This is a genomic window from Paenibacillus sp. BR1-192, assembly GCF_029542445.1.
GTDB lineage: Bacteria > Bacillota > Bacilli > Paenibacillales > Paenibacillaceae > Paenibacillus_AQ > Paenibacillus_AQ lautus_A.
Genome location: NZ_CP120718.1, coordinates 2,155,007 through 2,167,621 on the forward strand (window position 1 = coordinate 2,155,007; position 12,615 = coordinate 2,167,621).

Annotated in this window: 10 protein-coding genes; 8 read left to right on the top strand and 2 right to left on the bottom strand. The window is 54.0% G+C overall.

Annotated elements, in window-relative coordinates; genetic code table 11:
- The first annotated feature begins 4 nt into the window (after positions 1 to 4).
- Positions 5 to 2,446, top strand: a complete 2,442-nt coding sequence (gene leuS / locus P0X86_RS09260) for a leucine--tRNA ligase (RefSeq protein ID WP_277748353.1) — start codon at positions 5 to 7, stop codon at positions 2,444 to 2,446.
- Here leuS and comER read toward each other — a convergent pair.
- On the bottom strand, positions 2,427 to 3,269 hold the full coding sequence (gene comER / locus P0X86_RS09265; RefSeq protein ID WP_277748354.1) for a late competence protein ComER: 843 nt from the start codon (positions 3,267 to 3,269) through the stop codon (positions 2,427 to 2,429). The genes leuS and comER overlap by 20 nt on opposite strands.
- 171 nt (positions 3,270 to 3,440) lie before the next feature.
- Here comER and P0X86_RS09270 point away from each other — a divergent pair, with 171 nt between their 5' ends.
- The 6 genes from P0X86_RS09270 to holA all read left to right on the top strand — a co-directional run bounded on the left by P0X86_RS09270 (position 3,441) and on the right by holA (position 10,793).
- Entirely contained in the window at positions 3,441 to 4,103 is a 663-nt protein-coding gene (locus P0X86_RS09270) for a ComEA family DNA-binding protein (RefSeq protein ID WP_277748355.1), read from the top strand.
- Between the two features lie 48 nt (positions 4,104 to 4,151).
- The gene (locus P0X86_RS09275) at positions 4,152 to 4,670 is read left to right on the top strand and encodes a deoxycytidylate deaminase (RefSeq protein WP_009590851.1); all 519 of its coding nucleotides are present in this window, start codon (positions 4,152 to 4,154) and stop codon (positions 4,668 to 4,670) included.
- Between the two features lie 115 nt (positions 4,671 to 4,785).
- The gene (locus P0X86_RS09280) at positions 4,786 to 7,488 is read left to right on the top strand and encodes a ComEC/Rec2 family competence protein (RefSeq protein WP_277748356.1); all 2,703 of its coding nucleotides are present in this window, start codon (positions 4,786 to 4,788) and stop codon (positions 7,486 to 7,488) included.
- Between the two features lie 184 nt (positions 7,489 to 7,672).
- A complete protein-coding gene (locus tag P0X86_RS09285) occupies positions 7,673 to 8,221 on the top strand; it encodes an RNA polymerase sigma factor (RefSeq protein ID WP_009590814.1) in 549 nt (182 codons plus the stop codon).
- Positions 8,218 to 9,486 carry a zf-HC2 domain-containing protein gene (locus tag P0X86_RS09290; protein ID WP_277748357.1) on the top strand — a complete coding sequence of 423 codons (1,269 nt, stop codon included), beginning with the start codon at positions 8,218 to 8,220 and terminating at the stop codon, positions 9,484 to 9,486. Before P0X86_RS09285 ends, P0X86_RS09290 begins: the two co-directional genes overlap by 4 nt.
- 287 nt (positions 9,487 to 9,773) lie before the next feature.
- Positions 9,774 to 10,793 (top strand): DNA polymerase III subunit delta, encoded by a 1,020-nt coding sequence (gene holA / locus P0X86_RS09295; protein WP_277748358.1) that lies wholly within the window; start codon positions 9,774 to 9,776, stop codon positions 10,791 to 10,793.
- A 242-nt stretch (positions 10,794 to 11,035) separates the two neighbouring features.
- Here the strand turns inward: holA and rpsT are convergent, their stop codons facing one another.
- Positions 11,036 to 11,308, bottom strand: coding sequence for a 30S ribosomal protein S20 (gene rpsT, locus P0X86_RS09300; protein WP_009590780.1), 273 nt, complete (start codon positions 11,306 to 11,308; stop codon positions 11,036 to 11,038).
- A gap of 162 nt (positions 11,309 to 11,470) precedes the next feature.
- Here rpsT and gpr point away from each other — a divergent pair, with 162 nt between their 5' ends.
- A complete protein-coding gene (gpr, locus tag P0X86_RS09305; RefSeq protein WP_015734174.1) occupies positions 11,471 to 12,472 on the top strand; it encodes a GPR endopeptidase in 1,002 nt (333 codons plus the stop codon).
- The last annotated feature ends 143 nt before the right edge of the window (positions 12,473 to 12,615 follow it).

Consider the following 12,615-nt stretch of genomic DNA (forward strand, 5'->3'; position numbering starts at 1 on the left):
AAGTATGACGGACAATCAACCAACCGGCCACGGCTACCAGCCGCAGGCCATCGAACCGAAGTGGCAGCAATACTGGGATGAGAACAAAACCTTTAAAACGGAAGATTTCTCGTCCAAACCGAAATTTTACGCGCTGGATATGTTTCCGTACCCATCGGGCGCAGGCCTGCACGTAGGTCACCCGGAGGGATACACGGCAACGGACATCGTGTCCCGCTACAAGCGGATGCGCGGATACAACGTGCTTCATCCGATGGGATGGGACGCCTTCGGCCTGCCGGCAGAGCAGTATGCGATGGACACGGGCAAACATCCTCGGGAGTTCACCGTGCAGAATATCGATACGTTCCGCCGCCAGATCAAATCCCTCGGGTTCTCGTATGACTGGGACCGCGAGATCAGCACCACCGATCCGGAATATTACAAATGGACGCAGTGGATCTTTATCCAGCTCTATAAACGCGGCTTGGCCTATGTGGCCGAGGTTCCGGTGAACTGGTGCGAAGCGCTCGGCACCGTGCTGGCGAACGAGGAGGTCATCGACGGCAAGAGCGAACGCGGAGGCCATCCGGTCGTACGCAAGCCGATGCGCCAATGGATCCTGCGCATTACCGAATATGCGGATCGCCTGCTGGAGGATCTGGACGAGCTGGACTGGAGCGAAAGCTTGAAGGATATGCAGCGCAACTGGATCGGCAAATCCACGGGCGCCGAGGTCCGTTTTGACATCGAAGGGTATGATGGTCATCTGGAGGTGTTCACCACTCGTCCGGATACGCTGTTCGGGGCAAGCTACTGCGTCCTGGCACCGGAGCATGACCTCGTGGACAAAATTGCGACAGCCGATCAGCGCGAAGCGGTGAAGGCTTATCAGGATCAGGCAGCACGTAAAAGCGACCTGGAGCGGACGGATCTGGCCAAGGATAAAACCGGCGTATTCACGGGCGCGTATGCCGTCAATCCGGTAAACGGCGCCAAGGTACCGATCTGGATCGCGGATTACGTGCTTGCCGGCTACGGCACCGGTGCCATTATGGCGGTTCCGGGACATGACAGCCGGGACTGGGAGTTTGCGAAGCAATTCGGTCTTCCGATCATTGAAGTCGTTCAAGGCGGAAACGTCGAGGAGGAAGCATATACCGGCACCGGCGCGCACGTGAATTCCGGCTTCCTGAACGGGCTGGATAATGAAGAGGCTATTCAGGCGATGAATGAATGGCTGGAGAAAGAGGGCAAGGGCAAGAAGAAGGTAACCTACCGTCTGCGCGACTGGCTGTTCAGCCGTCAACGCTATTGGGGCGAGCCGATTCCGATTCTGCATCTGGAAGACGGAACGATGAAGACCGTGCCGGAAGATCAGCTTCCATTGCTTCTGCCGGATGTGGACCAGATTAAACCGTCCGGAACCGGCGAATCGCCGCTGGCCAACGTGACGGAGTGGGTGGAGACGGTTGATCCCGAAACGGGCATGAAAGCCCGCCGCGAAACCAATACGATGCCGCAATGGGCCGGCAGCTGCTGGTACTACCTGCGTTACATCGATCCGGATAACCATAACGAACTGTGCTCCAAGGAGAAACAGAAGGAATGGCTGCCGGTTGACCTGTACATCGGCGGCGTGGAGCATGCTGTGCTGCACTTGCTGTATGCGCGCTTCTGGCACAAAGTATTGTATGACCTGGGCGTCGTCGATACGAAGGAGCCTTTCCAGAAGCTGGTCAATCAGGGCATGATCCTGGGGAACAACAATGAGAAAATGAGTAAATCCCGCGGCAACGTCATCAATCCGGACGATATCGTGAACGAGTATGGCGCTGACACGCTGCGCGTATACGAAATGTTCATGGGGCCGCTGGAAGCGACGAAGCCATGGAACACCAACGGCGTTGAAGGAACGCACCGCTTCCTTTCCCGCGTATGGCGTCTGTTCATCGGAGACGACGGTCAATTGAATCCTAAAATCGTGGATGGCGAGGGTACGGACGAATTCAAACGCACGCTGCACAAAACGATTAAGAAAGTGACCGACGACTTTGAGCATCTGCGCTTTAACACAGCGATCAGCCAGTTGATGATATTCATCAACGAGGGGTACAAGAGCGAAGTGCTTCCTCGCAAGGCGATGGAGAACTTCGTCCAACTGCTTTCCCCGCTTGCCCCTCACCTGGCTGAAGAGCTGTGGAGCCGTTTAGGCTACACGGAGAGCGTAACTTACGTGCCATGGCCTGAGTTTGACGAGGCTTGGACCGTAGAGGCAGAAGTCGAGATCGTGGTGCAAGTCAACGGCAAAATCGTGGAACGCGCCAAAATCGCGAAAGACATGGACCAAGAAGCCATGCAACAACATAGCCTCTCCCTTCCAAATGTCAAGCAGGCGCTGGAAGGCAAGAGTATTCGCAAAATCATTGCCGTACCGGGTAAACTGGTCAATATCGTGGCCGGTTAATCGTAAAACCGAAGGCAGCATCCAGTTTGGCCAAATCCTCCTCATACTTGTCGTGTGTGGTTTGGATCAATTGGTAGAACAACCCGTTCAGGTTCGATTCCAGCAGTGCCAGAGCCTGGGCCGTGATGCCTCCGGGAACCGCCACCCGCTTTTGCAGCTCTTCGGGGGAGAAGCCCTCCTCCGTTAGCAGCTTGCCGGTGCCAAGCAGCATTTCGCCGGCTAATGCATTGAGGGACCTGCGGTCGATTCCGGTCATTTCAACGGCAGCGTCGATCCATTTTTCCATGAATAAACTTAAAAAAGCAGGCCCGCAGCTGGAGAAATCGGAAGTGATTCGCGTGTGCGATTCCAGTATCTTGAGCGGCCTGCTGATATAAGACAGGAGGCTTTCTATAAGCTGCCTGTCTTCTTCTTTTATTCGGGAACCATACATGCATAACGATGCTCCGCCTCCGGTGATGTTAGTGATGCTCGGTATGATTTTCGCTACCTTGCAGGGCAGCGATGATTCCAGATGGATCAGTTGGACCGGACTTGTGATGGATATGGCGATTTGCCGGGCTTCGAGCCGATCCTTGATTTCGCCGATGACCGCTTTGAATTCCAACGGCTTGATACATAAAAATAGCAGGTCGCTATGAGAAGCCGTCTCCGTGTTACAGCTGCATACCGTCAGACCGGGATGACGTTTTGCCAACTGCAGCGGCTTTTCTGGGCTTCGGTTGCTGACCCGAATCTGCTCAGGCAGGAGTGCGCCCGATTGAATGAAGGCATCGATCAACAGACTACCCATGCTGCCCGTACCGATAAAACCGACCTTCATGTGTATGTTCCCTCCTTTCGCGCTTTACGGCAGAAATGTACCGTCCTTACGTCTAATGTATGCGGGGAAGATGCCGATTCATGACGGTTTTTCATGCGATTCCGGTGGGGAAGCCGAAGATTATTCCAGAGTTTGTACGAATTGAACTTTGAAGTTAAGGAGAGGTCTTGGATGAAACGGATATCTTTAGGTTGGAGTCTTGCCGCAACGCTTGCGGGCTGCGGGCTCATCTTGTTTGCCGGCGGTACGGAACAGGGGATCGAGGGCTGGCAGCCGTTAAACGAACAGCTGGAGCAAGTCATGACCATGGAGGAGAGCGCCGGTGCGAAGGCGCTTGCTTCCGATTCCCGGGATAAGGATGCGGGAGGGGCTGCATCCCCTTCTGATGCTCGAACGGATTCTGCTGATGCTGCAAAGACCGCTCAGGGTGGACAAAGCGAGCCCGCCACGAACGCGAAGGAACCGGTGCCAAGTCTGGACTCGGCTGCTGCGGCCGGGAACGGCCAAGGAGCGGAAGCCTCACCATCTTCAGCTTCTGATCAGGCAGCCGTTTCGCCGGCTTCATCCCCGACGGAGGCTGTCGGTCAACCGGTCTCTGCCAATGAACCTCCAGCGCTGCCGCCGTCCATTCCGGATCCGTCCGGATTGATCAACGTGAATACGGCGGATGCAGCCACGCTGATGGAGCTGCCCGGCATTGGCGAGGCCAAGGCCAAGGCGATTATCGATTACCGGAATCAGTTCGGCCCGTTTCGAACTCAGGCCGACTTGATGAACGTAAAGGGCATCGGGCCCAAAATGCTGGAGAAGATGAAGCCTTACGTAGGACTTTAGCTATGTGCTACAATAAAGGAGATATTGACAAGGAACAGGTGACAGATGATGAGTGCAGATCAACGTAAAGATTGGGATACTTATTTCATGGATATTGCCTTTATGGTATCTACCCGTTCTCAATGCCCTCGGCGTCATGTGGGAGCGGTGCTGGTGCAGGGCAAGAAGCTGCTCGGGACGGCTTATAACGGCGCGCCGATGGGGGTGCCGGATTGCTCGGAAGCAGGTTGTATGATCGCGGAGGATTATGAATTGGTCGTGCAGGACGGCAAGGAAAGCATGGTGAAGAAGCAGCGCTGCATCCGCACGATTCATGCCGAGCAGAATCTGCTGCTGTTCACGGACCGGATCGACAGGGAGGGCAGTACGGTGTACGTGACAGACGAGCCTTGCTGGACCTGTGCGAACATGCTTGCCAACAGCGGCATTGTCGAGGTTGTGTTCCATCGTCCTTATCCCAAGGACTCCGGCAAGGTGTCCCGCATGATGGAACAGAAGGGGATTTCGTTTCGGCAGCTTGAAGCATACGAGCCGCCGCGCGAAACTTTGATGACGGTAGCGGAATAAATCATGCATTGACGATTGCGAATGATAGGAATAGGAAGTTATGGAGGAAGAACCTTTGACTGCGATTTGCAGGCAAGGGTTCTTTTTTTATTTCGTCAAGAAGGGGATACATTCAATGATGAAACGAAGGCCATTACTTGTGTTTACCGTGTTATGGGTGATCGGCAGCGGTGCTGCATGCCTGTATGACGGATGGAAGCTCGCCGTGATTGCGGTCGGTCTAATTCTTCTATTATTAGCTGTATGCCAGTGGGTGGGCGCAGGGCGCCTGTTTACGATCTGCATGCTGTTCTCATTGAGCGTATCGGGCTCGTACTGGGAATGGCATGATGCGGCGAATGTAAGTGATTTCGAGTCGGTCCTTGCAGCGGAAGAGTCGACTGAACCCATTCCTGTTACTGCGTTCGGGGTGATTTCTTCTCCTGTCGAGGTGGATGGCGACCGGGCTGATTTCCAGGTAACCTTGCAGCGGGCTGATCTGATCCAATCCAATCACCCGGTTGTGCAAAAACAAGCCGATCCGAATGACAGCATGATGCTGAATACAGACGATATCGTTATGGTCCAAGTAAAACTGCTGAATAAAACGGAGCTGGAGATTGTGAACCAATGGCAGCGCGGGGACCGCATACAGCTGAGCGGGGAAATGCAAAGGCCTGGAGTGGCACGCAATTTTGGCGGGTTTGATTACCTTCAGTATTTGCGTACTCAGAAGATTCATTGGATCGTCAAAGTGAAGGGCTCGGACCAAGCGGTGATCGAACCGCCAGACAGCTGGAAATTAAGCCATGTTCTCAGATGGAATGATGCCCTTCGCGACAAGCTTGGAAGCAAGCTGGATCAATTGTACGGCGGCATCCATGCGGGGTATATGAAGGGACTCGTCATTGGCAATCAGGATGACTTGGATCCCGATACATTCATGGAGTTCTCGCGTTTGGGATTGACTCATATTCTTGCGATATCGGGCATGCATGTGGCCGTGGTTGTAGGATGCCTGCTATTCGTATGCACAACCCTTCGAATGACGAGGGAGGCTTCGCTGACTGTGGTGATGTGGCTGATTCCCGTATATGTCCTGCTGACCGGGGCGAGTCCTTCCATCGTGCGCGCGGGCATCATGGGAATGATCGGTTTGTATGCTGCGCGGCGGCGGCTTTTGAAGGATGGGCTGCATATCCTCAGCGTGGCCGCGCTTGCCATGCTGGTGTGGAATCCGTATTTTCTCGTGAACGTCAGCTTTCAGCTGTCTTTCATCGTGACGGCGGGTTTGATGATATTCGTGCCCAAGCTGATGCCGCTGCTGGCATTCTTGCCCCGCTGGCTGGGGGGAACCGTCGGCATAACGGTCGTGGCGCAGCTGATTTCCTTTCCGCTCACCATCTATTACTTCAACCAGGTCTCGCTTATTTCCGTTTTCGCCAATCTGATCCTCGTTCCGGTCATTAGCCTGGTCGTTCTGCCTTTAGGCATGGTGTCTCTGTTGATGGGATGGGTATGGATGCGCGGGGCGGGCTGGCTGGCCGCCGTGACCGAATGGTTAAACCATATCACGTTCCGGATCGTTGAATGGATGAATGGTTCCTCGGTTTTTATGACATTGTGGCCGTCCCCGTCGTTAGCCTGGATACTGTGTTATTTCGTTGTCCTGTACGCTTTGCTGTCCATCCTGAACAAGAGATTCAAGAATCCCGAGGGAGGGCTGAACGGTTCGAATGATACGGAGCCATTGGACGGACGCCCGCCATGGGGCGGTAGAGCAGACTTGTCCGGCGTGGACACGCTGCCGATCGTGGGTCGATTGGCCGGTGCTTTGCGATGGAGAGGCTTCCTTCGTGCCAGTCATCATATCGAACGGTATGCCCCGGGAGCTGCGATAGCCCTGCTGACCGGGATTTTGATTGTTCTGCTGTACAGCGGCTATCAGTCGCCGTCTACGCAAGGGGCGGGACTGGTGCAATTCCTGGATGTGGGACAGGGAGATTCGATATTGGTCACAACGCCTTCGGGCAAGCATGTTCTCATTGACGGTGGCGGGACGGTGAATTTTCGCAAGGAGAAGGATGCCTGGAAGGAAAGGAAAGCTCCGTACGAGGTAGGAGCGAAAGTGGTGGTGCCTTTGTTGAAAAAACGGGGCGTGCACCAGCTTGAAGCCGTCATCATGACCCACGGGGATCAGGACCACATAGGGGGACTCCTGGCTGTTTTGCAGGAAATCCCCGTGAAATCCGTCGTGTTTAACGGGACCTTGACCGAATCCGCTTCCTTCCGGAAGCTGATGTTATCCGCGGTTGAACAGCGCATTCCCGTATATCGGGCAGGAGCGGAATCCGAATGGAGACTTGACGGTCACACGGAGATCCGATTTTTATCCCCTCTTTTCCTAGAAAGTGGAGAAGTCATCAAAGCATTACCGTTGATTAAGGAGCAAAATCATGCTTCACTAGTATTTGTCCTTCAGATGAACGGCAGCCGGGTCTTATTTACGGGGGATACGGATCAAGCAGCCGAACGGAAAATACTGCAGCACCTGGAGGGGCAATCCCAAGATGACCCAGCTGTCGAAGACCGGATCGACGTCATGAAGGTGGCCCATCACGGAAGCAAGACATCCACATCCGCGCCATGGCTGAATGCATGGAAGCCGACGGCTGCGGTAATTTCTGCCGGCGTCAACAATATGTACGGTCACCCTCATCCGGACGTGGTCGGCCGGTTGGAACGTTTTCAATCCATCATCTATCAAACCAATCTTCATGGCGAAATCCAGATGAGGATCAAGAACGGGCATATTGAGACGCGAACGAAGATTCCATAAAGACGCCCGCTGTTCCTGGGACCGGGTTTCGTAGTATGATCTTTATAGGAAAATGCAGCGGATGACTATAATCTTTATATTTGGTATAGTTAGATGAAGTTTCCTGAAAAAATTAATAGGTTACATACTGCAACATTTTTTAATTCTATCCGTCTGTATGTATGCAGGGAGAGGGGGATCCACTGTGGTGGAGCAGGGACTCATAAGAGCCGCTCAATCGGGCGATCGCGACGCTCTAATCACCCTATTGCGAGAAATTGAGCAACATGTTTACCGAACTGCTTATTACATTTTAAACAATGAACAGGATGCCATGGATGCAGCCCAGGAAGCACTGATACGCGTATATACGAAGATCAACTCCTATGAGGAGAAGGCCCAGTTCAAGACTTGGGTCCAGCGGATCGTTACCAACATATGCATCGATAAATTCCGCAGAACGAAGCCGACGGTTTCCATCGATGAGCATGACATGGTGTTTCGGGATCATCTCGACGTGGAAAGGGAAGTGATGTCGGGCTATCTGGCCCAGGATATCCAGGAGGCCATTAACCAACTGCCGGATCATCATCGCACGGTCATTGTCTTAAGGTATTTGCAGGACCTGTCCTACAACGAAATCGCTGATTGTCTGAACCTTCCGCTCAATACGGTGAAATCCTATTTGTTCAGGGCCAGGCAGCAGCTGCAGAATATGCTCCAAGAGCATCAGAAAGGTGGTGTATCAGGATGAATTGCCAAGAGGTGGTGGAACGCATGCACCGCTATTTGGACCGGGACCTTACTTCCGATGAGACGGCCCAAATGTATCAGCATATTGCCGTGTGTCCCGAGTGTGCGGAGACCTTTAACATATTAAAGTCATTAAACAGGGAGCTTGAAGATCTTCCGGCCGTTACCCCGCCTGTCAGTCTGGTAGACGCTATCATGCCTAAACTGGATGCCATCGACCGTGATCGCGAGAGCCTTGTCGCACCTCCGGCCGTGAAAAGCCAGGAGCCTGCCGAAATGATGCCGGACATTCGGCGTCCGCGGCGTGCGGGCAGCTGGTGGAGCACGGTTGGCGGAAGAACGGCGATCGGGGCTGCCGCCGCTGTACTTATTCTCGGCGTCGCTATTTTTAATTATGAACCGAAGATGTTGTCCGATGCGGAGATTCCGTACGAAGAGGCGAGCACGACCAGCGCGGGAGCGAATGAGGATTCGGCCGAGTCGGAGATTCAGGACATGGTTCAGCCGTTTGCCGCCGATGGCGGCGCGGAGACTGGCGGTACGGCGAACGAGGGGAGCGATCCTTCCGCAGGTTTGCGGAGTTCGCCGCCGGAATCGTCGGAATCCGATCCGAACCCGGGCCCGAACGACGAATCCAAGGAGAAGACAGAGCCATTGGATGGGGCTAAAGACACCAGGGAAGATGCAGCAGTCCCCGATGCTCCGGTTCAGAAGAACAATGATGGGCAGCCTCAAGCGCCAGACCAACCTGCAACAAGCAGCAATGAGGTACCCCAAAAAAATGACGCAAGCCCTTCGAACCCTCCGGCCGACGAGCCTGGGCAGAACTCGGAGAGCATGAGCATCCAGACTTCGCCTAATGAAGCAATGGACGTCCAAACCGAGATGGTGCCGCCGATCAGCGACCCTGCCGGCGATGCAGGCGCTGGAAGCACGGAATCTTCCGACCGTTCCACCGGATCGTACCAAGGGCTGGCGATGGTGCCGGAACAATGGCCGTCCCCGGATGGTCTGTACAGAGCCTCCCTGGAGGCCGAATATCTGGTGATCTATCGCCTGCCGTCGGGAGACCAGACTTCAGCTGAAGCGGTCGAAACGGTCGAGAGGATTCCGCTTGGCGGAAGCTGGGTATCCGGTCAATGGTCCGAGGACGGCTTAACGTTCAAGTACAAGGTACAGACGAACAAAGAGCTGGTTGAATCCGTCTACTCCATAGAGAAGGCTCAGCCGCCGGCGTCTGCGGGGCAGAAGCAGCCTAAACCATAGAATTATACAGATATAAATACATTCGGCGCACCAATGCCGGGAGATATGAATACAATATATTAGAGAGAGCATTATACCAACTACCGTCGTATGACCGGCGGCGAGGTGTTTCTAGAGCATGCTTGCCGGCGTTTATATAGATGTGTTGGGACGAAGGGACCTTGCCGCTGCCTACAGCCGAGGTCTCTTTGTTTTCGCGTGGGCGATTTCGTTTTTTATGTTGGACGTCTATCGCATTCGGGCACTGTTTTTTGGTATAGTGTACAGAGTAGAAAGGGGGGACGCCGATGGATGCCAAAGCGGCGGCCAAAGCGGTCAAGCAGGGAGACGTGTCTTCCGTCTATTTGCTGTACGGCAGCGAGAAATTCCAGATGAAGGAGTTCGCCGAATTTCTGGAAGCCCAGCTGATCCCGAAAGAAGACCGGGATTTTGCGCTGGTTCACATGGATTTAGGGGAAGTTCCGATACAAACCGTGGTAGAGGAAGCCGAGACGGTTCCTTTTATGGTTCAGAAAAAACTGATATTCGTCCGGGATACGGCTTTTTTTACGGCTGCAAAAGATAACGGGAAAGTGGATCATCGTCCAGAGGCTTTGCTGGATTATTTGACCAATCCCGCAGATTATAGCGTGATTGTCTTTATGGTGGGGCAGGAAAAGCTGGATGAGCGCAAGAAGGTAGTCAAGGCGGTCAAGAAGTCGGGGGTTGCCCTCTCCTTCATGCCTTTGGGCGGGGACGAACTTCTTCGCTGGGTGGACCAGCAGGTGAAGAAAGGCGGCTGCACGCTGCGCGCAGGCGCGGCGGAAGCGCTTGTTCGGAATGCGGGAACCAGTCTCCAGGCTTTATCGGGTGAAATCGAGAAGCTGTGTTTGTATGCGGGAGACGACGGAGCCATTGATGTTGCAACCGTGGATATGCTGGTGGCGCGCAGCACGGAACAGAATGTGTTTGCGCTCGTGGAGGATATCGCCAATCTCCGATTGGACAAGGCGCTCGGGATCTATTATGAGCTGCTGAAGCAGCGCGAGGAGCCCATCAAGATTGCGGCCCTGATTACCAGGCAGTTCCGAATCATTCTTCAGGTGAAGACGTTATCCACCCAGAGCTACTCGCAGCAGCAGATTGCTTCCCAAATCGGGGTGCATCCTTATGCGGTGAAGATTGCTGGCGAGCAGGCCCGCAAGTTTCAGACGGCACGTCTTGAAGGCATATTGAACCATCTCGCCAATCTGGATTACCAGATGAAGACCGGGGCCGTGGATAAGGTGCTCGGAATCGAGTTGTTTCTGCTGCGGCTTGGCGCGTAAGCGAACCGAAATAAGTCAAGAGCGTACGGGGACGCGCGAGCGGCCGTACGCTCTTTTTCATCTAGAGATCAGAAAGTATGACCTGCAGAGCTAAACCAAGTTGACCCCGCATGAAAAACATCCGCTATAAGCGGTCAATCCTCGGAAGAGTGTGCATCGATGAACGTTTTTCTAATCACAAAAAGCCCTGAGCAGCGTGAACTGTTCAGGGCTTTTTCCATGTCGTATTCAACAAACGTTTCTTACGCTTGGGACGTAAGAGCGTTTAGTCTTTTCGCCAGACGGGATTTCTTGCGGGCAGCTGCGTTCTTATGGATCAGGCCCTTCGTTACGGCTTTATCAAGCTTCTTGGAAGCAGCTTGGAAAGCTACTTTAGCAGCTTCGATTTCTGTACCGTTCAACGCTACGTCAGCAGTTTTAACAGCTGTGCGAAGCGCGGATTTTTGAGAAATGTTAAGCGCGTGGCGTTTGTCATTTGTCTTTACACGTTTAATCGCGGATTTGATGTTTGGCATTACATTCACCTCCTGTAAGGCATTTCAATAGAGCGAAATGATTCACAACTTAAAATATTTTAGCATGGGGGTGGACAAAAAGCAATACTCATTCGGACTTCTGCATAATCTCTCCCCTACTCTCGCACACTACTAGCAATATGAGGAGGAGTGTGAATTTAGATGGATCTGGATCTGCAAAAATACTCGGTCCGAACGGATCTGGCCGTGGAATCAAGAGAACTGGCTGGAGGCACTGGAAGCGCGCCCATTCCCGGGGTTATGGAGGACGTGGTGCAGGAGGACGGAATCAAGATTACAAGGCTGGATGTGGAGAACGATGCTGCCTCTCAGCAGATCGGAAGGGTGAAGGGGCATTACGTCACGTTGGAGGTTCCCGATCTTCGCAAGGGCGATACGGGGCTTCAGGATCAGGTATCCGTTGTCTTCGCCCGCGAGTTTGAAGCTTTCATGTCCCGGATCGGGATTGGACCCAAGGCAAGCGTGCTCATTGTCGGGCTCGGCAACTGGAACGTGACGCCGGATTCGCTGGGACCGCTCGTGGTGGAGAACGTGATGGTGACCCGCCAGTATTTCGAGCTCATGCCGGATCGGGTGGCCCCGGGCTATCGCCAGGTAAGCGCCGTTGCGCCGGGCGTTCTCGGCCTGACGGGTATTGAGTCGAGCGAAACGGTTCAAGGCATCGTGGAACAAACGCGCCCCGAGTTGATCATCGCCATCGACGCACTGGCTTCGCGTTCGCTGGAGCGGGTGAACACGACCATCCAGATTGCGGATATCGGCATCCATCCCGGCTCCGGCGTCGGCAACAAGCGGAAGGGGCTGACTCAGGAGATTCTTGGAGTCCCTTGCATTGCGATCGGCGTTCCGACCGTCTGCTACGCTTCCACCATCGTCAATAATGCGATTGAGCTGATGAAATCCCATTTCGGGGAAGGCGCGCCGGAGACGGGCAAGATTATGGGAATGCTGCACGATATCCCCGAAGGCGAGCGCCTCGCCCTGGTGAAGGAGGTTCTGGAGCCGCTGGGCCATGACCTTATCGTAACGCCTAAGGAGATTGACGAATTTATAGAAGATATCGCCAACATCGTGGCGACCGGCCTGAACGCGGCGCTCCATGAAGCCGTGGATCCCGGCAATGTAGGCGCGTATACCCACTGACCCATAGTAAAAGCTCCGAATCTATCGGAGCTTTTATATTTTTTCCAGGATCTAGTTCTATCGAATCTCCCCGGTTCATAGATTTGAAGTATAAGAGATTACAGAGTCGCGGGAACGGCTGGATGAGGTCGGCATCTCCCGGC